The sequence below is a fragment of the Aestuariivirga sp. genome, from assembly GCF_046093005.1.
In the GTDB taxonomy this organism is placed as follows: Bacteria; Pseudomonadota; Alphaproteobacteria; order Rhizobiales; family Aestuariivirgaceae; genus Aestuariivirga.
The window spans coordinates 1-22,844 of the sequence record NZ_JBJTER010000182.1; the positions used below are offsets into that span (position 1 = coordinate 1).

23 protein-coding genes and 1 tRNA gene are annotated in these 22,844 nt (G+C 64.8%); 11 read left to right on the top strand and 13 right to left on the bottom strand.

The genetic code is table 11. The features are described from left to right. Positions 1-292 precede the first annotated feature (292 nt). The 3 genes from ACKOED_RS15290 to ACKOED_RS15300 all read right to left on the bottom strand — a co-directional run bounded on the left by ACKOED_RS15290 (position 293) and on the right by ACKOED_RS15300 (position 2,736). A complete protein-coding gene (locus ACKOED_RS15290; RefSeq protein WP_408917484.1) occupies positions 293-892 on the bottom strand; it encodes a short chain dehydrogenase in 600 nt (199 codons plus the stop codon). Between the two features lie 5 nt (positions 893-897). Further along, entirely contained in the window at positions 898-1,635 is a 738-nt protein-coding gene (locus ACKOED_RS15295) for a DUF1013 domain-containing protein (protein WP_408917485.1), read from the bottom strand. A 117-nt stretch (positions 1,636-1,752) separates the two neighbouring features. Then, positions 1,753-2,736, bottom strand: a complete 984-nt coding sequence (locus ACKOED_RS15300) for an NAD(P)H-quinone oxidoreductase (protein WP_408917486.1) — start codon at positions 2,734-2,736, stop codon at positions 1,753-1,755. An 89-nt stretch (positions 2,737-2,825) separates the two neighbouring features. On the opposite strand from ACKOED_RS15300, the gene ACKOED_RS15305 reads away from it, so the two are divergent. Continuing rightward, the gene (locus ACKOED_RS15305) at positions 2,826-3,011 is read left to right on the top strand and encodes a DUF1192 domain-containing protein (protein WP_408917487.1); all 186 of its coding nucleotides are present in this window, start codon (positions 2,826-2,828) and stop codon (positions 3,009-3,011) included. Between the two features lie 339 nt (positions 3,012-3,350). Then, positions 3,351-3,872 carry a DUF1465 family protein gene (locus tag ACKOED_RS15310; protein WP_408917488.1) on the top strand — a complete coding sequence of 174 codons (522 nt, stop codon included), beginning with the start codon at positions 3,351-3,353 and terminating at the stop codon, positions 3,870-3,872. Between the two features lie 40 nt (positions 3,873-3,912). On the opposite strand, the gene ACKOED_RS15315 is transcribed toward ACKOED_RS15310, so the two are convergent. Then, a complete protein-coding gene (locus ACKOED_RS15315) occupies positions 3,913-5,766 on the bottom strand; it encodes an ABC-F family ATP-binding cassette domain-containing protein (RefSeq protein WP_408917489.1) in 1,854 nt (617 codons plus the stop codon). A gap of 123 nt (positions 5,767-5,889) precedes the next feature. Between ACKOED_RS15315 and ACKOED_RS15320 the strand changes: the two genes are divergently transcribed. The 7 genes from ACKOED_RS15320 (at position 5,890) to ppa (ending at position 13,130) form a co-directional block, all read left to right on the top strand. Further along, positions 5,890-8,610, top strand: a complete 2,721-nt coding sequence (locus ACKOED_RS15320) for a phosphoenolpyruvate carboxylase (RefSeq protein ID WP_408917490.1) — start codon at positions 5,890-5,892, stop codon at positions 8,608-8,610. Positions 8,611-8,712: 102 nt separating this feature from the next. Further along, positions 8,713-9,555: an ABC transporter substrate-binding protein gene (locus tag ACKOED_RS15325; protein WP_408917492.1), complete on the top strand. Its 843-nt coding sequence runs from the start codon at positions 8,713-8,715 to the stop codon at positions 9,553-9,555. Positions 9,556-9,600: 45 nt separating this feature from the next. Beyond that, positions 9,601-10,752: an amino acid ABC transporter permease gene (locus ACKOED_RS15330; RefSeq protein ID WP_408917493.1), complete on the top strand. Its 1,152-nt coding sequence runs from the start codon at positions 9,601-9,603 to the stop codon at positions 10,750-10,752. Positions 10,753-10,756: 4 nt separating this feature from the next. Next, a complete protein-coding gene (locus ACKOED_RS15335; protein ID WP_408917494.1) occupies positions 10,757-11,500 on the top strand; it encodes an amino acid ABC transporter ATP-binding protein in 744 nt (247 codons plus the stop codon). A gap of 83 nt (positions 11,501-11,583) precedes the next feature. Further along, positions 11,584-12,006: a nucleoside-diphosphate kinase gene (gene ndk, locus ACKOED_RS15340; RefSeq protein WP_408917495.1), complete on the top strand. Its 423-nt coding sequence runs from the start codon at positions 11,584-11,586 to the stop codon at positions 12,004-12,006. Positions 12,007-12,014: 8 nt separating this feature from the next. Then, the gene (locus ACKOED_RS15345) at positions 12,015-12,497 is read left to right on the top strand and encodes a VUT family protein (protein ID WP_408917496.1); all 483 of its coding nucleotides are present in this window, start codon (positions 12,015-12,017) and stop codon (positions 12,495-12,497) included. 96 nt (positions 12,498-12,593) lie between these two features. Next, positions 12,594-13,130 carry an inorganic diphosphatase gene (ppa, locus tag ACKOED_RS15350; protein ID WP_408917497.1) on the top strand — a complete coding sequence of 179 codons (537 nt, stop codon included), beginning with the start codon at positions 12,594-12,596 and terminating at the stop codon, positions 13,128-13,130. A gap of 4 nt (positions 13,131-13,134) precedes the next feature. Here the strand turns inward: ppa and folD are convergent, their stop codons facing one another. Both folD and ACKOED_RS15360 read right to left on the bottom strand, forming a co-directional pair. After that, a complete protein-coding gene (folD, locus tag ACKOED_RS15355) occupies positions 13,135-14,013 on the bottom strand; it encodes a bifunctional methylenetetrahydrofolate dehydrogenase/methenyltetrahydrofolate cyclohydrolase FolD (RefSeq protein ID WP_408917498.1) in 879 nt (292 codons plus the stop codon). Positions 14,014-14,132: 119 nt separating this feature from the next. Beyond that, positions 14,133-14,426 carry a YggT family protein gene (locus ACKOED_RS15360; protein ID WP_408917499.1) on the bottom strand — a complete coding sequence of 98 codons (294 nt, stop codon included), beginning with the start codon at positions 14,424-14,426 and terminating at the stop codon, positions 14,133-14,135. Positions 14,427-14,547: 121 nt separating this feature from the next. On the opposite strand from ACKOED_RS15360, the gene ACKOED_RS15365 reads away from it, so the two are divergent. Then, positions 14,548-14,623, top strand: a tRNA-Ala gene (locus tag ACKOED_RS15365). Between the two features lie 4 nt (positions 14,624-14,627). Here the strand turns inward: ACKOED_RS15365 and ACKOED_RS15370 are convergent. The 4 genes from ACKOED_RS15370 to ACKOED_RS15385 all read right to left on the bottom strand — a co-directional run bounded on the left by ACKOED_RS15370 (position 14,628) and on the right by ACKOED_RS15385 (position 18,906). Further along, a complete protein-coding gene (locus ACKOED_RS15370; protein WP_408917500.1) occupies positions 14,628-15,101 on the bottom strand; it encodes a YbaK/EbsC family protein in 474 nt (157 codons plus the stop codon). 4 nt (positions 15,102-15,105) lie between these two features. Then, positions 15,106-17,541, bottom strand: a complete 2,436-nt coding sequence (locus ACKOED_RS15375) for an FAD-dependent oxidoreductase (RefSeq protein ID WP_408917501.1) — start codon at positions 17,539-17,541, stop codon at positions 15,106-15,108. Between the two features lie 155 nt (positions 17,542-17,696). Next, a complete protein-coding gene (locus ACKOED_RS15380) occupies positions 17,697-17,990 on the bottom strand; it encodes an HU family DNA-binding protein (protein ID WP_408917502.1) in 294 nt (97 codons plus the stop codon). A 187-nt stretch (positions 17,991-18,177) separates the two neighbouring features. Then, entirely contained in the window at positions 18,178-18,906 is a 729-nt protein-coding gene (locus ACKOED_RS15385) for a glycosyltransferase family 2 protein (protein WP_408917503.1), read from the bottom strand. 53 nt (positions 18,907-18,959) lie between these two features. Here ACKOED_RS15385 and ACKOED_RS15390 point away from each other — a divergent pair, with 53 nt between their 5' ends. Beyond that, positions 18,960-19,718 (top strand): phosphate/phosphite/phosphonate ABC transporter substrate-binding protein, encoded by a 759-nt coding sequence (locus tag ACKOED_RS15390; protein ID WP_408917504.1) that lies wholly within the window; start codon positions 18,960-18,962, stop codon positions 19,716-19,718. Here ACKOED_RS15390 and ACKOED_RS15395 read toward each other — a convergent pair. The 3 genes from ACKOED_RS15395 to ACKOED_RS15405 form a co-directional block, all read right to left on the bottom strand. Then, positions 19,712-20,659 (bottom strand): 2-hydroxyacid dehydrogenase, encoded by a 948-nt coding sequence (locus ACKOED_RS15395; protein WP_408917505.1) that lies wholly within the window; start codon positions 20,657-20,659, stop codon positions 19,712-19,714. The genes ACKOED_RS15390 and ACKOED_RS15395 overlap by 7 nt on opposite strands. Then, the gene (locus ACKOED_RS15400; protein WP_408917506.1) at positions 20,659-22,287 is read right to left on the bottom strand and encodes an ABC transporter ATP-binding protein; all 1,629 of its coding nucleotides are present in this window, start codon (positions 22,285-22,287) and stop codon (positions 20,659-20,661) included. Before ACKOED_RS15400 ends, ACKOED_RS15395 begins: the two co-directional genes overlap by 1 nt. After that, a partial coding sequence (locus ACKOED_RS15405; RefSeq protein WP_408917507.1) for an ABC transporter permease subunit occupies positions 22,284-22,844 on the bottom strand: 561 nt, incomplete at its 5' end. The genes ACKOED_RS15400 and ACKOED_RS15405, both read right to left, overlap by 4 nt.

Genomic DNA, 22,844 nt, shown 5'->3' on the forward strand with positions numbered 1-22,844 from the left:
AGCTGGCGGAGGCTGGATACCGGCTGAGAAATTGTACCTGGTTCAGTCAAGCAAACACCACTCCCAGAGCTTTGTGCAGTCAACGGAATGCACCCGCCTTCGTCCTCTCCCGCAAAGCGGGAGAGGAAGGGGCCCCAACGAAGTTGGGGCAGGTGAGGGCAAGGCATGGGCATCAGGAACAATTTCCCCTCATCTCCCCGTTGCGTGCCGCAACGGGTCCCTTCTTCTCCCGCAAGCGGGAGAAGACTTCGATTTACCGCGGTGAACGCGAATTTCTTCTCAATCAGCGCCCTCAGCCGACGCTGATCACCTGTCCGGTCAGCCCGCCCTCGACGCTCTTGGCATAGGCCAGCCCGACGCGGGCTGAGGATACCGTCTCGTGGCCCGGGAAGAAGCCATCGTATTTCTGTGCCGACTCTTCCAGGAGGCCTGGGCTCACCGCATTGATGCGGATGCCGCGCGGCATGTCGATTGCCGCACCCCTGACGAAGCCGCCGATGGCGCCGTTGACCGCCGCGGCATTGGCGCCGGCCCGCACCGGATCGCGGTCGAGAATGCCGCTGGTCAAGGTGAAGGAGCCGCCGTCCTTCACATGCTGAAGGCCGATCAGCACGAGGTTGATCTGGCCCATCAGCTTGTCGTCGAGGCCCTTCCTGAACTGTGCCGGGGTCATGCCGGCAAGCGGCCCGAAATGCACGTGTCCGGCGCAGGCGACCACGGCATCGAGCATGCCGAGCCTCTCGAACATCGCCTTGACCGCGTCTTCCTTCATCACGTCGACCGTCACATCGCCGGAGGAGCGGCCAGCCCTGATCACCTCATGGCGGCGCGACAATTCACCCACCGCCGCGCGGCCCACGGTTCCGGATGCGCCAACCACCAGAATGCGCATGGCGCTCACTCCTCGTCGCCGCGCTTCAGCGACTTCAGCTTGGCGAACACCGAGTCCGCGTCATACTCGGGCTGAACCTCCTTGGCCGCCGGTTCGGACGGCGCGAAGGTGGGCTGCGGTTCCGCCGCCTGGGCCGCCGCGTGAGCCGCCGTGCCTTCGACCTCGGCCGCCGGGATCAGCGTGCGCACCGGCGCCTGTTCGGCGGCCGGGCGTCCGGCCTTGCGGGCAGCCTTCTGCACCGCGAAGTCGAGTGCCAGCTGCGAGCAGATGCCGAGCGAAACCGGGTCCACCGGCTTGATATTGGAGGCGTTCCAGTGGCTGCGGTCACGCACCGCGGCAATCGTCGACTTGGTGGTGCCGACCAGCTTCATGATCGCCGAGTCGGGAAGTTCCGGATGGTAGCGGATCAGCCAGGCGATGGCGTCCGGCCGGTCGCCGCGCCGCGAGACCGGCGTATAGCGCGGCCCGGAGGTGGACTTCTGCACCTGGATGTTGACCTTTGATTCGAGGATCTTCAGCCGGTACTCCGGGTCCTTCTCGCCCTTCTCGATCTCCTCGCGCGTGATCTGCCCGCCGGTGACCGGATCGAGGCCCTTGATGCCGGCCGCCACATCGCCGTCGGCAATGCCTTTCACCTCGAGTTCGTGCAGATGGCAGAAATCGGCGATCTGCCGGAAGGAGAGTCCGGTATTCTCGACCAGCCAGACGGCGGTGGCCTTGGGCATCAGCGGTGGGCGGGACATGATCTTTTGCTCCTTGAGAACCGGACTGGGGTTCCCTGTCTTTGCGACAGCTTGTTTGGAATAACGCCCATATAACGGCGGGGCGGGCGCCGCGCAATGCTTGATTTGCGCGCCCTGCTAGCCGGTGGTCAGCACGATCTTGCCGATGTGTTCGCTCGATTCCATCAAGGCATGGGCCGCCGCCGCCTCAGCCAGCGGGAAGGTCCGGAAGATGATGGGCTTGACCCGCCCGGCGGCCATCAGCGGCCAGACTTGGCTTTCCAGCGCACGGGCGATCTCGGCCTTTTCGGCAACACTGCGCGGCCTTAGCGTGGATCCCGTGAAGGTCAGCCGCTTCAGCATCAGCGGCATCCAGTCGGCCTCGAAGCGTGATCCCTTCTGGAATGCGATCATCACAATGCGGCCATGCGGGGCTGCCGCCTTGAGGTTGCGGGACACATAGTCGCCCCCCACCATGTCGAGGATCACGTCAGGCCTGATGGCCTTTTCGGCCAGCACCGCCGCGAAATCCGCGGTGCGGTAGTTGATCGCCAGATCGGCCCCGAGCTCAATGCAGGCGGCGCATTTCTCCTCCGAGCCCGCCGTGACCACCACGCGGGCGCCAAATGCCTTGCCCAGCATGATGGCGGTGGTGCCGATGCCGCTCGAGCCGCCATGCACCAGCAGCGTTTCGCCTTTCTGCAAGTGGCCGCGGTCGAACACATTGGTCCACACCGTGAAGAAGGTTTCGGGGATGGCGGCAGCCTCGGCCAGCGACAGTCCCGGTGGCACGGGCAGCGCATTATCCTCATGCACCACGGCATATTCGGCATAGCCGCCGCCCGGCACCAGGGCGCAGACCAGGTTGCCCGGCTCGTAGCGCTTGACGCCGTCGCCGCGCCCCACCACCTCGCCGGCGATCTCCAGTCCGGGGGTTTCGGGTGCGCCGGGCGGCGGCGGGTAGGCGCCCTGGCGCTGCAGCGCATCGGGCCGGTTGACGCCCGCCGCCCTGACCCGCACCAGCAGCTCCCCGGGTTTCGGCTGCGGAATGGCCAGGCGCACCGGCTTCAGCACCTCCGGCCCGCCGGGGGCGGTGATGGCGATGGCGGTCATCTCCTGCATGTCTTGGTTTCTCCTTGATGCTGACAGTTTGAGTTGAAGAGAAGGCCCCGGCAATGACAAAATGGCCCTCCCGAACAGGAGCCGCTGCCATGAGTTTCGAAGACCTGCCCCGCAAGCCCGCCGGTGTCACCCTTGGCGAGAATCTCGATCTCCTGTCGCTGTCCGAATTGGAACAGCGAATCGCGCTCCTGGAGGCGGAAATCAGCCGGGTCAAGGCGATGATCACCTCGAAACAGGCCTCCAAATCGGCCGCCGATGCCTTCTTCCGGTCCTGACGAACGTGGATGGGCGTCTGAAATCGGCCATTCCGGCACAGATCAGGACGGCGAACGGCAATTTGTTAAGCTTTGGTTAAGGTACTTGATTTACAACTCAATCTTGTAATCCTTGACCGGATTGTGCCGAGTGGCCCCGGCCACTCTGTTTGACGCCTCCCTGTTTGAAACTTCAAAGCCGCGCTTTCACGCGCGGCTTTTTTCTATGTTCTGGCATCATTCTTGCTTGGCGCCATCAGGCGACGCGGCGCCTGGCAAGCATTGACCTGACCTTCAGGCAAGGTCATGATTGCGTTCCGGCTCCGCGCGATCGCTCAGTCTGCCGAAGGGAATTCACACATGGCGTCCGCCGAAACATCTCCCGTCACCGTCGATTTCATGGTCCGTTTCGCGGCCTCGGAACAGTTTGACAAGGTGTTCCGCGAAGGCATGGGCCTGGTCGAGGAAACCGCCAATTATCTCGACGGTCCGGGCCGCCAGGACGCGCGCCTGCTCGACCGCCATGGCGCGGTGGCCTATGCCGCCGAAAGCATGCGGCTGACCACCCGCCTGATGCAGCTCGCGTCCTGGCTCTTGCTGCAGCGGGCGATCGGCGCGGGTGAGATGAAGCCCGAGGAGGTGCGGCGGGAGCGCCACCGGATCAGCCTCGCCGAACTGGGCCCCGGCAACACCCTGAACGGCACAGACCAGCTGCCGAAGGCGCTGCTGGACATCATCGCGCGCTCGCTGGCCCTGCACCAGCGGGTGTTGAAATTCGACGCCATGCTGAAAATGCAGGACAAGGCCAGCCTGGCCGCCAATGAAAGTCCGGTCAACAATCAGATCGACCGCATCGCTTCCGCCTTCGGCCCGCGCTCATAGCGCAACCGCTCTGAGAACCCGCGCCACCAGCGGCAAGTGATTATCCCAGCTGGGCTTCAAGCCACTGGTTTTCAAGCGCCTCAAGATCGGCGGCAAGCCTGGCGCGGAGCCTGGTGAAGTCAGCGGCCTTGCGCGGCTCCTCGCTGTAGATGGCGGCGTCTGACAAGGCCTGATCCAGGATCGCGATCTTGCCGCGCAGTTCCTCCATGCGGCGGTCGAGCTTCTCGACAGTCTTCTGGGTGGCGGCTGGCGATGGCCGCGGCGCCGGGCGGGCGTCCGTGGGCTCGGCCCTCGCGTTTGCGGCACGCTCCGCCCGGCGGCTTTCGCGCGCGCCGTCAAGGACCAGCCGGGTGTAATCCTCCATGTCACCGTCGAAAGCTTTGACGGCGCCGTCCTTCACCAGCCACAGCGTATCCACGCAGGTTTCGATGATGTGACGGTCATGGCTGATCAGGATCACCGCGCCTTCGAATTCATTGATCGCCATGATCAGCGCCTCGCGGCTGTCGACGTCGAGGTGGTTGGTGGGCTCGTCCAGCACCAGCACATGCGGGGCATGAAAGGCGGCGAGCGCGAACAGGAGCCGCGCCTTCTCGCCGCCCGAGAGCGTATCGCAGCGGGAATCGGCCAGCGCCGCGCCGAAGCCATAGGCGCCGAGCTTGGCCCGGCGCCGCGATTCCGGTTCGTCCGGCATGAGTTCGGCGAAATAGGAATAGGGCGTGCGGCCCGATGACAGTTCGTCAAGCTGATGCTGCGCGAAGTAACCCGTGGTGAGCCGGGCCGGCGCCGTCATCTCGCCGGACATCGGCTTCAGCTTGCCGCACAAGAGCTTGGCGAAGGTGGACTTGCCATTGCCATTGGCGCCAAGAAGCGCGATCCGGTCATCGGGATCGAGCCTGAGGGTGATGTTGCGCAGCACCGGCCTCTCAGCCGCATAACCGACGCTGACCTTGTCCCACTTGATCAAGGGCGGCGCGATGGCTTTCTCGGGATTTGGGAAGAAGAACGGCGCCACCCGCTCTTCGACGAGTTCGGCGATGGGCTCAAGCTTGGCCAGCGCCTTGAGGCGGCTTTGCGCCTGCCTCGCCTTGGACGCCTTGTAGCGGAAGCGGTCGACGAAGGCCATCATGTGGCGGCGCTGCTCGTCCTGCTTCTTCATGAGCTTCTGGGACAGCGCCTGCTTCTCCCGCCGCTGCCGCTCGAAGCTGTCGTAATTGCCCTGATAGAGGGTGAGCTTGCCGCGGTCGAGATGCAGGATATGGCTCACGGCTTCGTTGAGAAGATCGCGGTCATGGCTGATCAGCACCACGGTGTGCGGATAGTCGCGGATGAAGCTCTTGAGCCAGATGGCGCCTTCCAGATCGAGATAGTTTGTTGGCTCGTCGAGCAGCAGCACATCTGGCCTTGCGAACAGTGCCGCCGCCAGCGCGACGCGCATGCGCCAGCCGCCCGAGAGCGCCGAACAGGGGCCCGCCTGGCGCTCATCACTGAAGCCAAGCCCGCTCAGGATGGTGGCGGCGCGCGACCTGGCGGCATGAGCGTCGATATCGGCAAGCCGGGTCTGGACCTCGGCGATGCGGTGCGGGTCGGCCGCCGTCTCGGCCTCGGCCAGCAATGCTGAAAGCTCGGCGTCGCCCGCCATGACAGTATCGATCAGGCTCCCGGCGCCGCCCGGCGCCTCCTGCGCAACGGTGCCAATGCGGGCGTTGCGCGGGAGGGTGATGCTCCCCGCCTCCGATGGAATCTCGCCCAGGATCAGCCGGAACAGCGTGGATTTGCCCGCCCCGTTGCGGCCGACGATGCCGATCTTGTGGCCCTCCGGGACGGCGACCGAGGCATCCTCGAGCAGCAGCCGGCCACCGATCCGGTAAGTCAGTCCGTTGATGTGCAGCATGGGAGCGGTTTCTAGCGAAGGGGCACGGGGCTGTCATGCGCGAAGCGCTGTCGTCCAAAACGGTATTGACACATTTTCTGCTGCACCGCACAAGACATGCGGGATTTGAGGAGCGCCCATCAGGTGACCAACGTGACCATGGCAAGACCGGCCGCCGGACCGGCCGATGCCGCCTATCTCGACGAAATCACCATGATGCTGCGCGACCTGCTGCGGCAGGTGATCCGGGTGCGCGAGCCCCGGGTGCTGACGGTCATCGACGAACCGGCCAACGCCCGCCAGCTGCCACCCGAGCTGATCGAACATGCCCTCCAGGTCATCGGCATCTGGCTGCAGCTGTTGAACATCGCCGAGGAAAACGCCGCGATGCGCAACCGCCGCCAGATGGAAACCCGCAGCGGGCCAGACCAGGTGCCGGGCTCCTTCTCGCATGCCTTCGCCACGGTGGCCGCCGCCAATGTGCCGCCCGAGGCGGTGCAGAAGGCGCTGGACACCATTGACGTGCAGCCGACGATCACCGCCCACCCCACAGAAGCCAAGCGGGTGACGGTGCTGGAGATCCACCGCCGCATCTACCTGAAGCTCTATGAGCTCGAGAGCCCGCGCTGGACGCCGCGCGAACGCACAGGCCTGCTGAAGGCGCTGCGCAACGAGATCGACCTGTTGTGGCTCACCGGCGAAATCCGCCTCGAAAAACCCACCGTGGAGCAGGAAATCCACTGGGGCTTGCATTTCTTCCGCGAGACGCTGTTCGACCGCACCGCCAGCCTGTGTGACCTGATCGAAGCGGCGCTGCAGCGCCATTACCCCGAAACGCCCAGCCGGGTGCGGCCGCCGTTGCGCTATGCCTCGTGGATCGGCGGCGACCGCGACGGCAACCCCTTCGTCACCGTCGATCTCACGCGCTATGCGCTGGCCGAAAACCGCAACGCCATTCTCGCCCGCCTCGACCAGCGTTTGACGGACCTGGCGCAGCTCGTGTCGTTGAGTTCCCAGGAAATCGCCATGCCGCAGGACTTCCTGGACCGCGTCGCGCGGCAGACGGAGTTGTCAGGCGATGCCAAGATGATCGCGTCCCGCAACGCCCATGAACCGTTCCGGCGCTTCTTCACCGCGCTGCGGGCGCGCCTCGCCGCCACCTTCGATCCTGACGCCACCGCCACCGGCTTTACCAGCACGGATGAACTGATCGGGGAATTGCGGGCCGCCGAGGAAGCGCTGGCGCAAGTGCAGTCGGTGTCGATCGCCGCGAGCCTGGTGCGGCCGGTGCGCTGGGAAGTCGAGACCTTTGGCTTCCGGTCAGTGAGCCTCGATCTCCGGCAGAACACCACGGTGATCAACCGCGTGCTCCGCGAAATCTGGCGCAAGCTGAACCCGCTTGCCGATAGCGATGGCCCGGCGCACGGCACACCGGAATGGCAGCAATGGATCGAAGCCGAACTGGCCAAGCCCCTTGGCTTCCTGCCGCGGTTCCGCGGCATGTCGGATGAGGCGCAGGAACTGCTGGGGCTGCTTGACCTGGTGCGCGAGACCATCGACGGGCCTGACCCGCAGGCGATCGGCGCCTTCATCCTGTCGATGACCGAGAGCGCCAGCGACGTGCTGGGTCTCTATCTGCTCGCCAAGTTCTGCGGCCTGTTCGCCGACGAGACGGCGCGCGAAGTCTGCCGCATCCGCGTGGTGCCGCTGTTCGAAACCATCGACGACTTGCGCGCCGCGCCGCGCATCATGAGTGAACTCCTGGCGCATCCGCTGGTGCGCTCCTCCGTGGCGGCCCAGGGCGGACGCCAGGAAGTGATGCTGGGCTATTCCGACTCCAACAAGGACGGCGGCTTTTTCTGCGCCAGCTTCGAACTGTTCGAGGCGCAGCGCCGTCTCATCAGGGTGGGGCGCGAGGCGGGCGTCGCCATCAGCTTCTTCCACGGCCGCGGCGGCTCCGTGAGCCGCGGGGGGGCGCCCACCGGCCGGGCTATCGCCGCGCAGCCCGCCGGCAGCATCGGCGGGCGCATGCGCGTCACCGAGCAGGGCGAGGTGGTATCCTCGAAATTTGCCAATCGCGGCACGGCGCAGCACAATCTTGAGATTCTCGCCGCGGCGGTTTTCGTGCATTCGCTGAAATCGATCGAAGAGCCGGAGCTGAAGGTGAACCCGGAACACCAGAATGCGGTGGAATGGATCGCCCAGGCCTCGTTCCGGCATTACCGCAAGCTCGCCGAGGACCCCGCCCTGCTCGACTATTTCCACCAGGCCTCGCCGGTGGAGGAACTGGCCAATCTGAAGCTCGGCTCGCGCCCGGCGCGCCGCTTCGGGGCGAGAGGCATTGGCGACCTGCGCGCCATTCCGTGGGTCTTCGCGTGGAGCCAGAACCGCCACCTGCTCACCGGCTGGTATGGGCTGGGCTATGCGCTCGATGATTTTCTGGTGCCGCGCGGCGAGGAAGGCATGAAGCTGCTGCGCGATATGTATAACCGCTCCCGCGGCTTCAGGCTGGCCATCGATGAAGTGGAGAAATCGCTCTACCTCGCCGACATGGATGTGGCCGAGCAATATGCCGCCCTGGTGAACGAACGCACATCGGCCGAACGGCTTTATGCCCTCATCCGGCATGAGCACAGCCGCACGGCCCGCGCCATCCTCGAACTCACCGGAGAGAAGCGGCTGTGCGAGCGCTTCGAAGGCCTGCAGCGCCGCTTCGAGCGGGTGCGGCCGATGGTCGACCAGGCAAACCGCTGGCAGGTTCAGCTTCTCAAGGAATCCCGCCGCGGCGCCGCCGGCGAACCCCCGATGATGCCGCTGCTGATGACCATGAACTGCGTGGCCGCTGGTCTCGGCTGGACCGGCTGACGGCCGGGTTTCCGCTGGGTTAACGGCAAGTCACTTGCCCTTTTTCCAGTTTTACCGTCTAGTTAGCGTTGCCTTTTTTGTCGACAACAGGGAGAAGACATCATGGCACTATCGAAACGCGTGTTCATCGCCGCCGCCGCAATTATGGCCTTCAGCCTGCCGGCATCGGCGGCCAACATGATTGGCAATTGCGAGGTGGCGGGCGAGAAGGGCTCGATCCCCATCGCCAGCCCGGCCAAGGCCGGCCAGCTCACCGTCGAGGTTTCGCTGCCGGCGCCTATCTGGTGGAATGGCGACGATCCGGCGGCGATCAAGGACGGCATGGAGTATTGCATGGCCGCCGAAATCGCCTGGCGGGCGGGCTATGACAAGCTGGAAGTCGTAAACGTGGGCTGGGATGCGCTGATCGCCGGCCAGACCGAAGGCTTCGATCTCGCCATGTCGCAGATCTCGATCACCGATGAGCGCAAGAAGGTGCATGATTTCTCGGTGCCTTATTTCAGCTCCGACATCGGCGTCTTGGCGCGCACCGACGCGCCGGTGGACGAAAAGTCGATCAAGTCCGCCAAGGTTGGCGTGCAGCAGGCCACCACGGGTGCTGCCTTCGCGCAGGACAAGCTTGGCCTTGCCGATGTGCAGGTCTATCCGGATCAGGGTGACATGTTCACCGCACTGCGCGCCGGCCAGATCGACGCGGCGATGACCGACACCTCGATCGTGCTCGCCGAGGAAGTCGCCAACCCCGGCAAGGTGGCGGTGGTGGGCCAATACAAGACCGGCGAAACCTATGGCGCGATCTATCCCAAGGGCAACGCCAACAATGCCACGCTCGACAAGATCATCCAGTCGATGATCGACGACGGCACGGTGGCCAAGCTGGCCGCCAAATATCTGGCGGCGGCCTGGGGCAAGGATCCCGCCACGGTTCCCTACTTCAATCCCTGACCGTGACGTCCCCGCCGCTCGCGGCGGCGGGGACACCATCTCCGCTTGAGAAACGCCCACGCCCCGCTGCCGCAACGCGCCGACGGCCTCGCCCTTGCGGCCTTGCTGTTCGCGGCACTGTGCACCCTCGCGGCCTACGGCGCCACCGGGCTAATTGGAAAGGCACTCGTCCATCTTGAGGCGATGAACGGCGGGTGGCAGGTGCTGTTCTGGCTGGTCATCGCCGCGACCGCGCTGCTGTTCCTGCCGGCGTTCCGGGCCTTCGCGGAATCGCGGCGGGCGGCGACGGCGCTCGCGGCAGGCGATCTTGTCACCGCGCGCATCGAAACCGCCGCCGCGCGCGAGAATGGATGGGTCACCTTCGGCTGGGGCGCCTTCGCGCTGATCATCCTCGGCTTCGCCAGCTTCGTGATGATGAACGACGCGGCGGTGGGCCACACCTTCTTCTATCTGCCGCTGATTCAGGAAAAGTGGTGGCTGGTAACCCGCCAGTTCCTGATCAACAACATCTTCATCTTCGTGGTGGCGGAAATCCTGGTGCTGATCTGGGGCCTCATCGTGGCGCTGGCGCGCCTGATGCCCGGCAAGGCCGGCCAGCCGATCCGCGCGCTGGCTATTCTCTATTGCGACATTTTCCGCGGTCTTCCCGCCATCGTGACGCTCTACCTGATCGGCTTTGGCATTCCCACCTCGGGGCTTCCAGACCTCATCGTGCCCCATATCGTGGGGCTGTTCACCGATCTTTCGGCCATGACGGTGGCGGAGCAGCGCGCCGCCACGCGCATTCCGGTGACCTGGTGGTGCATTCTGGCGCTCACCCTCACCTATGGCGCCTATGTCGCCGAGGTCTACCGCGCCGGCATCGAAAGCATTCACTGGAGCCAGGTGTCAGCGGCCCGCTCGCTCGGCCTCTCCTACATGCAGACCATGCGCTATGTGGTGGTGCCGCAGGCGGTGCGCCGCATCATGGCGCCGCTGCTCAATGATTTCATCGGCCTGCAGAAGGACACCGCCCTTGTCCAGGTGGTGGGCGTGATCGACGCCTTCAACCAGTCGCGCATCATCGCGTCCAACGCCTTCAACCTGTCGGCCGTGACCATCGTGGCGATCCTGTTCGTGGTGATCACCATTCCACAGGCGCGTTTCGTGGACCGGCTGATCGAGCGCGACAACGCGCGCATGCGGGCCGGGGGTTGATTGCATGGCGTTTCTCGAAATCCGCAATGTCGAGAAGGAATTCGGGCCCGTGCGTGTGCTGCGCGGCGTCAATCTCAGCGTCGATGAGCATCAGGTGGTCTGCCTGATCGGGCCGTCGGGCTGCGGCAAGTCCACGCTTCTGCGCTGCATCAACGGGCTCGAGAAAATCCAGGGCGGCGAAATCCGCCTGATGAACGACCGCGTCTCGGGGCCGGGGGTTGATGTCAACCGGCTGCGCCGCGATGTCGGCATCGTGTTCCAGAGTTTCAACCTGTTCCCGCACATGAGCGTGCTTGAAAACGTCACGCTGGCGCCGACCAAGGTTCTGAAGCTGCCGCGCGAAGAGGCGGAGGCCAGGGCCATGGCGCTCCTGAAGCGCATCGGGCTTGAAGCAAAGTCAGGAGAGTATCCCGACCGGCTCTCGGGCGGCCAGCAGCAGCGCGTGGCCATCGTCCGGGCGCTGGCCATGGAACCCAAGGTGATGCTGCTCGACGAGATCACCTCGGCGCTTGATCCGGAACTCGTGTCGGAAGTGCTGAACATCGTGCGCGACCTGGCGCATCAGGGCATGACCATGCTGCTCGCCACCCATGAAATGGGCTTTGCCCGCGAAGTGGCCTCCAAGGTCTGCTTTCTCTATGAGGGCGTCGTGCACGAAGAAGGCCCGCCCGCCCAGATCTTCGGGAGCCCGCGGGAAGAAAGAACCCGCGCCTTCCTCAAGCGCATCATCGAGGCGGGCCGGCTTTAGCTCCAGGCCGGCGCTTGCCAGCCGCACGGCGCGCGGCTATACCGCCGCCCATTCCGCAACAGACTGAAACAACGGGGATATTCATGGCCATTGAACGCACATTTTCGATCATCAAGCCGGATGCCACGCGCCGCAACCTGACCGGCGCCATCAACGCCAAGATCGAGGCGGCGGGCCTGCGCATCGTCGGCCAGAAGCGGCTGCGCTGGACCAAGGCGGACGCCGAGGCCTTCTACGCCGTCCACAAGGAGCGGCCCTTCTTCAAGGACCTCGTGGCCTTCATGATTTCCGGCCCCATCGTGGTGCAGGTACTGGAAGGCGACAACGCGGTCGCCAAGTACCGTGAAGTGATGGGCGCCACCAACCCGGCCAATGCCGCGCCCGGCACCATCCGCAAGGAATTTGCCGAGTCGATCGAGGCCAATTCGGTCCATGGCTCGGATTCGCCAGACAACGCCCGGATCGAGATCGCCCAGGTGTTCAAGCCCGAGGAAATCACCGGCTAGGCCGGCCCATGTGGGTTGCCCTCTATACTGCGGCGATTGTCGCCGTGAACTGGATGTTCACGGCGATTGCCCCATGGCAGACGCCGCTGGGCGACCTTTATCTGGCCAATATCGTGGTCGGCTTCGTGTTTGTGCTGCGTGATTACGCGCAGCGTGACCTCGGCCACTCCGTCTTGCTTGCCACGGCGGCGGCGGGCGTGCTCACCTGGTTCATGGTCGACCCCGCCATCGCCGTGGCCTCGATCACCGCGTTTACGCTTTCTGAAACCGCCGACTGGGCGGTCTATTCCTGGCTGCGCCGGCCACTCTCCCAGCGCATCCTGATGTCCAGCGTGATCGCCGTGCCGCTCGACACCTTTGCGTTTCAGTATCTGGCGGGCTACCTCACGCCTGCCGCCTTCATGACGGAGGTGGCGAGCAAGGCTTTGGGCGTCGTCATCGTCTGGTATCTGCTGCGCGCCCGCGACCGCCGCCGCGCCATCACGGCCTGAAGCGCCGGGCTCGTGCATCCAGCCAGATGGCTGATAGCCAGCACGGCCTTACCGTGGCAGAGGAGGCTGGAGAATGCCCAACCGCGAGGAACCCCCATGCGCATCGACGCCATTTCGACCGGCAAGAACCCGCCCAAGGAAGTGAATGTCATCGTCGAGGTGCCGGTGGGCGGCGAACCGATCAAATACGAGATGGACAAGGCGGCGGGCACGCTGATCGTCGATCGCTTCCTCTATACGTCCATGCGCTATCCCGGCAACTATGGCTTCATCCCGCACACGCTCTCCGATGACGGCGACCCGATCGATGTGCTGATCGCCAATCAGCGCGGCATCATTCCGGGCGCCGTCGTGGCAGTGCGTCCGGTGGGCGTTCTCAAGATGCAGGACGAGGCGGGGCATGATGAAAAAATCGTGGCGGTGCCCACGCCGAAGCTCACGCGGCGCTATGAGAATGTGCACAACTACACAGACCTGCCGGAGATCACGCTGAAACAGATCGAGCACTTCTTCGAGCACTACAAGGACCTGGAACCCGGCAAATGGGTGAAGGTGACGGGCTGGGGCGACTCAGCGGAGGCGGAACGGATGATCGTCGAAGCGATGGAACGCGCGAAAGCCGTGAAGAGCTGACGCGCTACATGGCCGGCTGCGGAATGCCTCTGGCGGCGCAGGCCGCCTTCACCGTGTTGTAGAGCAGGCAGGCGATGGTCATCGGGCCGACGCCGCCGGGTACGGGCGTGATGGCGCCCGCCACCTTCTCGCAGGAGACATAGTCGCAGTCGCCGACGAGCTTGCCCTTGCCGTCGCGCTCGATGCGGTTGATGCCGACGTCGATTACCGTGGCGCCCGGCTTGATCCAGTCGCCCTTCACCATCTCCGGCCGGCCGACGGCGGCGATGACGAGGTCGGCCCGGCGCACCACGCCCGGCAGATCCCTGGTCCTGGAATGGGCGATGGTCACCGTGCAGTTCTCGGCCAGCAGCAATTGCGCCACCGGCTTGCCGACGATGTTGGACCGGCCGATCACCACCGCTTCCAGCCCGTCAAGCTTGCCCAGCACATCCTTGGCCAGCATGACGGAGCCCACGGGCGTGCAGGGCACCAGCGAGTCCTGCCCCGTCGAGAGCTTGCCCACATTCACCACATGGAAGCCGTCCACGTCCTTGGCCGGCGAAATCGCGCTCAGCACCTTGGTGGCATCGATGTGCTTGGGCAGCGGCAGCTGGACCAGAATGCCATGCACCGCCGGGTCGGCGTTGAGCTTCTCCACCATCGCCAGCAGCTCGGCCTCCGGCGTTTCGGCGGGGAGCCTGTGCTCCCAGGAGTTCATGCCGACCTCGACTGTCTGCTTGGCCTTGTTGGCCACATAGACCTTGGAGGCCGGGTCCTCGCCCACCAGAACCACGGCAAGGCCGGGCGTGAAACCATGTGCCGCCTTGAGCGCGGCCACCGCCGTGGCGATCCGCCCCCGAAGGCCTTCAGCGAAGGCTTTGCCATCAATGATTTTCGCCATGGTCAACTTTCCTTCCCGGCATTCACGATTCTGGCCATCCATGCCCTAAAGCGGGCCAGATTTCCAGTGACCAGAACGCTCTTTCGCCCGCCCGCCGCGCCCCGGGCGCAGAGGCGATGTCACGCCCAACCGAGGCTCATGAACAGCCAGGTCACCACCATGCCCAGGAATTGCAGGCCGATGAGCAGGATGATAGGCGAAATGTCGATGCCGCCCAGATCCGGCAGAAACCGGCGGATCGGCCGCAGCAAGGGCTCGGTCAGCCGCTCGAGTGTCATCCCCAGCTGGCGCACAAACGGGTTTGACCGGTTGATGATATTGAAAGCCACCAGCCAGCTCAGGATGACGCTGGCCAGGATGATCCAGAAATAGATGTTGATGACGGTGTGGATCAGCCAGAGCAACGGGTTCATCGACATCATCATGGCAGCAGGTCTTTCGGTTGTTCTCCCGTCGCATGTAGGCGCGCGGAGCCCGGCAAGCAAGCTTGACGCTCGCCCGGGCAGGGACTAAAAGCCCTTGCACCTGTGGACCGGGGCGGTAGCTCAGTTGGGAGAGCGCGGCGTTCGCAATGCCGAGGTCAGGGGTTCGATCCCCCTTCGCTCCACCAGACCTCATTTTTTTGCCACGTCCGCCACGGCGGCGCCCGAGACCTCGACAAGCCTGGCAAAGCCGATCTCGAACACAGCACTCGCCGTGCCGCCCGCCGCCCACAGGGTTGGATAGGCCTTGAGGTCCTCATCGAGAAACACCGTGCAGGGCCTGGCATGCCCGAGCGGCGGGACACCACCCACCTCGAACCCGGTCATCTCCTTCACGAATTCCGGGCTGGCGCGTTCGACCTTCTCGCCCAGAAGTGCGCGGATTTTCTTCTCATCCACCCTGTTGACGCCCGAGGCGATGACCAGAACCGCCTTGCCGCTCTGGCTTCTGAAGATGATCGACTTGGCGATCTGCGCCAGCGCGCAGCCGATGGCGTCGGCGGCCTCCTGCGCGGTGTGGGTGCTCTGGCCGAATGCGACGATGCGGAAGCCCGGCCCCAGCGCCTGCTGGACCCGCAAGGCCTGTGGATCCTCCGCCGGACGCATGGCGTCAGGACCGCATGCGCTTTCCTTCCGGGTCGAAGGGCGGTTCGGTGATGATGGTGGCCTTGCGGTTCTCGCCGATGATCTCGATCTCGAAGGCGCCGGCCGCCGTGTCGCCCGCGAGGTCCTTCGGCACATAGCCCTGCGCCATCGATTTGTTCACATAATGCGCGAAGCAGCCGGAGGTGACCCAGCCCACCACCTTGCCCTTGTGCCAGATCGGCTCGTCGCCCAGCACATCGGCGTCGCCCGCATCGACGAAGAAGGAAACCCGCCGCAGCGTGCCGCCCGTGCGCTTTTCTTCCATAGCTGCCGCGCGGCCCACGAAATCATTCTTGGTGAGGTCGATGAAGCGGTCGAGCCCCGCTTCGAACCCGCCATAGATGGGGCGGAGCTCGCGGTACCAGGTGGGGAAGTTCTTTTCGAGCCGCATCGAAAGCAGCGCCCGCATGCCGAAATTGACGATGCCGTGTGCCGCACCCGCCTTCATGATCTCCTGGTAGAGCCGGCGCTGGTATTCCGGCGCCACCCAGATTTCATAGCCGAGGTCGCCCGTATAGGTGACGCGGTTGATGAGTGCGGGACAATGGGCAATGTCCATGGCGCGGTGGTCCATGAATTTGAACGCGGCGTTCGAGACATCCTCGTCGGTCAGCTGCCGCAGCACCTCGCGGGATTTCGGCCCGGCGATTGAAAGCCCCACCAGGCCCATGTCATAGCGGTGGATCTTCACCGCGCCATCGGCGGGCAGATGCTGCTCGAACCATCGCATGTGATATTTCTGCGCCTGGCTGGAGCCCCACATGTAGAAACAGTCGTCCGCCGCCTTGGCGATGGTGAAGTCGCCGATCAGCATGCCGGCCGGATTGAGCATCGGGGTCAGGATGATGCGGCCGGTCTTCGGCATCTTGTTGGTCATCAACCGCGAGAGGAAGGACTCAGCCCCCGGCCCGGTGAAGCGGTACTTGGCGAAATTGGCGATCTCGGTCACGCCCACGCCGTTGCGCGTGCCCAGCACCTCCGCCTTGACATGCGGGAAATCATTGGAGCGGCGGAACGAGACGATGTCCTTCGGCTCCACGCCCCTGGGCGCGAACCACAGCGGTGTCTCAAGACCCCAGCTGTCGCCCATCACGGCGCCCTGGGCGAGCATGATGTCATAGAGCGCTGTCGTCTGCTGCGGCCTGGCGGCGGGCAGCTCCTCGTTGGGAAAGCGGATCGAGAAGCGGCGGGAATAGTTCTCACGCACCTTCTCGTTGGTGTAGCTGCGCGTCGCCCATTCCCCGAAGCGGGCGCAGTCCATGGCCCACACGTCGAAGCCGGGATCGCCATTCACCATCCATTGCGACAGCGCCAGGCCCACGCCGCCGCCCTGGCTGAAGCCAGCCATCACGCCGCAGGCGAGCCAGAAATTCCTCAGGCCCTGCACCGGCCCGACGATCGGGTTGCCGTCCGGCGTGAAGGTGAAAGGCCCGTTGATGACGCGCTTGATGCCCGCCGTGGCCAGCGCCGGAAAATGCTTGTAGCCGAGCTCGAGATTGGGCGCGATCCGGTCAAGGTCCGGCTGCAGCAGTTCGCGGCCGAAGGTCCAGGGCGTCTGGCGCGGGCTCCATGGCACGCAGGCCCGCTCATAGGTGCCGAGCACGAGGCCGGAGCGCTCCTGGCGCATGTAGATTTCGGACTTGAAGTCGATGATGTGCGGAAGCTCGTGGCCACGCGCCTTGTTGTAGGCGACGACCTCCGGCATCTCGTCGGTGACCAGATACATGTGCTCCATGGCGAGCACCGGAAGCTCGAGGCCCACCATGCGGCCCACCTCGCGGGCCCACAGCCCGCCGCAGTTCACCACATGCTCGGCATGGATCGTACCCTTGGCGGTGACCACGTCCCAGCTGCCGTCCTTGCGCGGCGTCAGCGCCTCGACGCGGGTGTCCTGATAGATTTCCGCGCCGTTGATGCGCGCCGACTTGGCATAGGCGTGAGTGGTGCCCTCGGGGTCGAGGTTGCCGTCGGCGGCGTCGATCATGGCGCCCACGAAGTGCTTCTCTTCCAGCAGCGGGTGCATCTTCTTGGCCTCGGCCATGGAGATGATCTCGGTCTCGAGGCCGAGGTAGCGCGCCCGCGCATGGGCCATCTTCAGCCATTCCATGCGCTCCGGCGTGTCGGCGAGGATGAGCCCGCCCGAGCGGTGCAGGCCGCAGGCCTGGCCGGAAATCTTTTCCAGCTCATTGTAGAGCGCGATCGTATAGCCCTGCAGTTTCGCGACATTGGGGTCGCCGTTGAGCGTGTGGAAGCCGCCGGCCGCATGCCAGGTGGAGCCCGAGGTGAGAATGTCGCGCTCGACCAGCACCACATCCTTCCAGCCCGCCTTGGTGAGATGATAAAGCACCGAACAGCCGACGACTCCGCCGCCGATCACCACCACACGCGCCTGGGTTTTCATGGCATATCCTTGCAAATATGAAGCTTTGCGGGCGTTTTAGCGGGGACGCCCGATGGCCGCAATCGGCCCTGGCGGTGAAAAGAATTCATCCGCAAAAGCAAAGGGCCCCGCCTCCCGGGGAGGCAGAGCCCTCACAATTCCGAAACGGACTGATCTCAGATCGCGTCCTTGACTTCCTTGGCGGCGCGGAAGGCGAGCTTCTTCGACGCCTTGATCTTGATCTGCTCGCCGGTGGCCGGGTTGCGGCCCATGCGGGCGGGGCGCTTGCGCACCTGGAAGATGCCAAGACCGGTGACGCGCACCTTGTGGCCCTTCTTGAGGTTCTTGACGGTGAGGTCGACAAAGGCGCCGAGGAATTCGGCCGCGGCCTTCTTCGACATCTCGTGCTTCTCGGCCAGCTCGGCCGCGAGTTTCGAGAGCGGAATCGTCTGGATCTTGTCGTCAGCCATGTTTGTCTCCTCTTTGGGTTGGCTGGCCGCGAGCGATAACAAAGCTTTCGATTCGGGAAAACCCTTATTTTTCGCGGCTTTTTTTCTGCGCCGTTGCCAAAACGCTTGTGAATCCGGCATCAGTGGCTTCACACTGAATCGTGAACCAAGAAAATACAATTAAAACAATATCTTAATTGGGCGTTCTTCAGCCGGGCGGTTTGCCCGGCGCGCCGCTGGCGATGTCGAGATGGTTCTTCAGCGGAATTGGCGGCAGCCCATGTTTTGTGGAGAACCGGTCGAGATTCAGCCGCCGCTGTGCCTCGAGTGATTCGCCCGACATGTTGCGCGCATGGACGCGGATCGCCACTGCCGGCTTCGCGAGATGGGTGAGCGGGTGGCCGGCGCGGGCGATGCGCAGATACCAGTCCCAATCCCAGTAATAAGGCAGCGTCTCGTCGAAACGCCCGAGTTCGGCATGCAGGCTGCGCCGGTACACGACCCCCGAAATCAGGATGGTGTTGTCGCGCGTGAGGGTCCCGGCATCGGCGTGAAATGCGAAGGCGAGGTCCGGCCGCCCGTCCTCGAAGACGAGGCGGCCATCGGTGTAGCAGAAGACCGCGCCATTCCCGCAGGCTTGCGCCGCGGCGGCGAGATAGTCGTCGTCGATGAACCAGTCGTCATCGTCGAGAAAGCAGATCAGTTCACCTTTCGCCTCGGCAACGCCGAGGTTGCGTGCCGGCACGGGGCCGCGCTCGTGGTTGTCGAGCACGCGGACCGTGGGATGCATGTGGCCGGCCGCCTCCCGCGCGCCAACGCCATCGTCGATCACCAGGATTTCGGCGGGTGCATGGCTCTGGTCCAGGACGCTGGCGATCGCCTGCCGCAGGAAATGATGACGGCCGCGGGTGGGGATGATGACGGAAATGCTGTTCATGCGCAGAATACCGGTGACGACCTCGAAACCTCCGGCTGCTATAGCATGAATCGATGATCGCCGCGCTGCAGATGTATGACTGGCCCGAAATCCGCGAGGCCACCGACCGGTTCTGGGCAGGCCTCGCGCAACGGCTCGGTGTGGACATCAGCCTTTCGCGGCCTGATGACTTCACGGGCCCATGGTTCCGCGATGACCTGCTGTTCGCCCAAACCTGCGGCTATCCCTTCACCCATGCGTTGAAGGGCCAGGTGAAGATCGTCGCCACGCCGCACTATGCGGCGGACGGCTGCGAGGGGCCTGACTATCGCAGCATCGTCTTCGCGCGCGAGGCCCGGCCGCTTCCTGATTTCTTTGGCGCCAGCGCGGCCGTGAACACGCCGGACTCGATGTCCGGCATGCTGGCCCTGAAGCTCGTCTTCGCGCCGCATGCGCGGCAGGGCCGGTTCTTCGGACAGGTGATGTGGTCCGGCAGCCATCTGGCCTCGCTGGCCGCGGTGCGCGAGGGCCGCGCCGATGTCTGCGCCATCGACTGCGTCTGTGTGGAACTGGCCCGCCGCCACCGCCCGCGGGATCTCGAAGGGCTTGTCGAGGTGGCGCGCTCGCCGGCCGTGCCGGGCCTTCCCTGGATCACCCGGGCGGGCGACCCGCAACGCCTCCGCGCGGCATTGCGCGCGGTCTTCGCCGACCCCACGCTCGCGGATGCCCGTGCGGCGCTGCTGCTCTCGGGTTTTTCAGCTCTTGATGAAATGGCCTATGACCGCATCACTAACCTTGAGACGGCCATGGAACGCGAGACGCGGATTCAGTAACCGCGCGCGCGGTCTACCAGGTTGTCGAGTTTCTCGCCGCGCTGGTGGCGGCGGATGTTGCCCGCCACATAGGCGCAGATCGTCTCGGGGTCGCTGTCGGCCGCGCAATGCGGCGTGACGGTCACCCTGGGGTGGGTCCACAACGGGCTGTCCGGCGGCAAGGGCTCGGTGGCGAACACGTCAAGCGTCGCCGCCAGAAGCTCGCCCGCATCGAGCGCCGCGATGATGTCAGCGTCCACCTGCTGGCGGCCGCGGCCGGCATTGATGATCACCGGGGCGCCCAGCGGCCCGTTGCGCGCCAGCTTGCGGATTGCCGCGCGGTTGATGATGCCGTCGGTGTCAGGCGTTGCCGGCAGGAGCGAGACCAGCACGTCGGTGCGCGCCAGGAAGGCATCGAACTCCTCCGCGCCCGCGAAGCTCTCGACGCCGGGAATGGACTTGCGGCCGCGGCTCCAGCCGGCCACCGGAAAGCCGATATCGCGCAGCTTGAGGGCGGAGTCCGTCCCCATCACGCCCATGCCCATGATGCCCACGCGGAGGTCCTTTGCCGCATGGGTGGGGAAGGAATCCCAGACTTTCCGCTTCTGGTTCGCGTCGATGCGGCGTTGCTGGCGGTGATGCATCAGCACATGCAGCACGATGTATTCGGTCATGCGGCCGGTGAGATCCGGGTCGTTGACGCGCACGATGGGAATGTCGGTTGGCAGCGTCGGGTCCTTCAGGATGGCGTCGACGCCCGCCCCCAGCGACATGATCACCTTGAGGTTGGGCAGGCTTTTCACCACGCCAGGCGGCGGCAGCCAGGCGGCGCAATATTCGATATCGGCCACATTGCCCATGCGGTCCGGCCAGACCCGCACATCGAGGTCCGGCGCCACCTTCTTCATGGCCGCCGTCCAGACGTCCACGGGCCAGGTCGGGAGAATGAACAGAAAGGCCATTATTGTTTCACCACATCTTCGGGCGCCGCCTTGAGGTTCAGCGCCGCCGCAATCAGCGCCTTGGTATAATCCGTCCTGGGGTTGGAGAAAACCTCCGCCGTTGGCCCGCTTTCGACGGTGAGGCCGTTGCGCATCACGATCACCTCATTGGCCAGCGCGCGCACCACGCGGAGATCATGGCTGATGAACAGATAGGCGAGGTTGTGCTTCGCTTGCAGCGATCGCAGGAGATCGACGATCTGCGCCTGCACCGACATGTCGAGCGCTGATGTCGGTTCGTCCAGCATGATGAACTTCGGCTCCAGCGCCAGGGCGCGGGCGATGGCGATGCGCTGGCGCTGGCCGCCGGAGAATTCATGCGGGTAGCGGTCCATGGTGGCGGGGTCGAGGCCAACTTCAGACAATGCGCGCGCCACGATGGCGCGCCGCTGCTCATAATCATGGTCGCGCCCCAGCACGGTGAGGCCTTCCTCGACGATCTGCTGGATGGAGAGCCGCGGCGACAGCGACCCGAACGGATCCTGGAACACGATCTGCATGTGCTTGCGCAATGGCCGCATCGCCGCCGAATTATAGGCGTCGATCCGCTGGCCCATGAACACGATGGGCCCTTCGGAGCGGATGAGACGCATCAGCGCCAGGCCGAGCGTCGTCTTGCCGGAGCCCGACTCGCCGACCACGCCCAGCGTCTGGCCCTGCCGCACCACCGCATCGACGCCGTCCACCGCCTTGATGTGGCCCACCGTGCGGCGGAAGAAGCCGCGCTTGATCGGAAACCATACCTTGAGCTGGCTCGTTTCCACCACCGCCGGGGCGGACGCATCGCTGGGCGGCGGCGCGCCCTTGGGTTCGGCGGTGAGCAGCAGCTTCGTATAGGGGTGCTGCGGCGCGGCGAACAGTTGCTTGGCGTCGCCTTGCTCCACCGCCTTGCCGCGCTGCATGACCACCACCTTGTCCGCCATCTGCCGGACGATTCCGAGGTCATGGGTGATGAGCAGCATGGCCATGCCGAATTCTGCCTGCAGGTCCTTCAGCAGCTTCAGGATCTGCGCCTGCACGGTGACGTCGAGCGCGGTGGTGGGCTCGTCGGCGATCAGCAGGTCCGGGTTGTTGGCGAGCGCCATGGCGATCATCACGCGCTGGCGCTGGCCGCCCGACAGCTGGTGCGGATAATCGAGGAGCCTCGTCTCAGGATCGCGGATGCCCACCTTGCCAAGGAGCTCGACGATGCGGGCGCGCGCCGCCTCGCCCTTCAGGTTCTGGTGCAGCTCGAGAATTTCGCCGATCTGCCGCTCCACCGTGTGCAGCGGATTGAGCGAGGTCATCGGCTCCTGGAAGATCATGGTGATGTTGTTGCCGCGCACCCGCCGCAGGTCGCCTTCGTCGGCGTCGAGCAGTTCCTCGCCCCGGAACTGGATGGAGCCGGACGGATGCGAGGCGGCCGGGTAGGGCAGCAGCTTCAGGATGGAAAGCGCGGTGACCGATTTGCCCGAACCCGACTCGCCCACCAGCGCCAGCGTCTCGCCCTTGGCGATACTGAATGACACCTTGTCCACCGCGAGCGTGGTCTGGCCGCCTTGCGTGAAGGCGACCGAAAGATCCCTGACCTCGAGAAGGGCGGCGCTCATGCGAAGGTCTTCCGCGGATCGAGCGCGTCGCGCACCGCCTCGCCGATGAACACCAGAAGCGACAGCATGATGGAGACGACGAAGAAGCCCGTGAGCCCCAGCCACGGCGCCTGCAGGTTGTTCTTGCCCTGGGCGATCAGCTCGCCCAGCGAAGCTGAGCCGGGCGGCAGGCCGAAGCCGAGGAAATCGAGCGAGGTGAGCACGGTGACCGAGCCGGCCAGGATGAAGGGCATGAAGGTGACGGTGGAGACCACCGCATTGGGCAGCAGATGCTTGAACATGATGCGCGTGTCGGACAGCCCCAGTGCCCGGGCGGCGCGCACATATTCGAAATTCCGGGCCCGGAGGAATTCGGCGCGCACCAGCCCCACAATCGCCGTCCACGAGAACAGGATCTGGATGAACAGCAGGATCCAGAAGGTCGGCGTGATGAAGGCGGCAAGGATGATCAGCAGGTAGAGGCCGGGCATGGCCGTCCAGATTTCGATAAAGCGCTGAAAGATCAGGTCCGTCCAGCCGCCGAAATAGCCCTGCACGGCGCCCGCCGCCATGCCGAT

Excerpts from the sequence above, each read along its gene's own strand:
- ACKOED_RS15290 (WP_408917484.1), bottom strand. The coding sequence starts at position 892 with ATGCGCATTCTGGTGGTTGGCGCATCCGGAACCGTGGGCCGCGCGGCG.
- ACKOED_RS15295 (WP_408917485.1), bottom strand. The coding sequence starts at position 1,635 with ATGTCCCGCCCACCGCTGATGCCCAAGGCCACCGCCGTCTGGCTGGTC.
- ACKOED_RS15300 (WP_408917486.1), bottom strand. The coding sequence starts at position 2,736 with ATGCAGGAGATGACCGCCATCGCCATCACCGCCCCCGGCGGGCCGGAG.
- ACKOED_RS15305 (WP_408917487.1), top strand. The coding sequence starts at position 2,826 with ATGAGTTTCGAAGACCTGCCCCGCAAGCCCGCCGGTGTCACCCTTGGC.
- ACKOED_RS15310 (WP_408917488.1), top strand. The coding sequence starts at position 3,351 with ATGGCGTCCGCCGAAACATCTCCCGTCACCGTCGATTTCATGGTCCGT.
- ACKOED_RS15315 (WP_408917489.1), bottom strand. The coding sequence starts at position 5,766 with ATGCTGCACATCAACGGACTGACTTACCGGATCGGTGGCCGGCTGCTG.
- ACKOED_RS15325 (WP_408917492.1), top strand. The coding sequence starts at position 8,713 with ATGGCACTATCGAAACGCGTGTTCATCGCCGCCGCCGCAATTATGGCC.
- ACKOED_RS15335 (WP_408917494.1), top strand. The coding sequence starts at position 10,757 with ATGGCGTTTCTCGAAATCCGCAATGTCGAGAAGGAATTCGGGCCCGTG.
- ndk (WP_408917495.1), top strand. The coding sequence starts at position 11,584 with ATGGCCATTGAACGCACATTTTCGATCATCAAGCCGGATGCCACGCGC.
- ACKOED_RS15345 (WP_408917496.1), top strand. The coding sequence starts at position 12,015 with ATGTGGGTTGCCCTCTATACTGCGGCGATTGTCGCCGTGAACTGGATG.
- ppa (WP_408917497.1), top strand. The coding sequence starts at position 12,594 with ATGCGCATCGACGCCATTTCGACCGGCAAGAACCCGCCCAAGGAAGTG.
- folD (WP_408917498.1), bottom strand. The coding sequence starts at position 14,013 with ATGGCGAAAATCATTGATGGCAAAGCCTTCGCTGAAGGCCTTCGGGGG.
- ACKOED_RS15360 (WP_408917499.1), bottom strand. The coding sequence starts at position 14,426 with ATGAACCCGTTGCTCTGGCTGATCCACACCGTCATCAACATCTATTTC.
- ACKOED_RS15370 (WP_408917500.1), bottom strand. The coding sequence starts at position 15,101 with ATGCGTCCGGCGGAGGATCCACAGGCCTTGCGGGTCCAGCAGGCGCTG.
- ACKOED_RS15375 (WP_408917501.1), bottom strand. The coding sequence starts at position 17,541 with ATGAAAACCCAGGCGCGTGTGGTGGTGATCGGCGGCGGAGTCGTCGGC.
- ACKOED_RS15380 (WP_408917502.1), bottom strand. The coding sequence starts at position 17,990 with ATGGCTGACGACAAGATCCAGACGATTCCGCTCTCGAAACTCGCGGCC.
- ACKOED_RS15385 (WP_408917503.1), bottom strand. The coding sequence starts at position 18,906 with ATGAACAGCATTTCCGTCATCATCCCCACCCGCGGCCGTCATCATTTC.
- ACKOED_RS15390 (WP_408917504.1), top strand. The coding sequence starts at position 18,960 with ATGATCGCCGCGCTGCAGATGTATGACTGGCCCGAAATCCGCGAGGCC.
- ACKOED_RS15395 (WP_408917505.1), bottom strand. The coding sequence starts at position 20,659 with ATGGCCTTTCTGTTCATTCTCCCGACCTGGCCCGTGGACGTCTGGACG.
- ACKOED_RS15400 (WP_408917506.1), bottom strand. The coding sequence starts at position 22,287 with ATGAGCGCCGCCCTTCTCGAGGTCAGGGATCTTTCGGTCGCCTTCACG.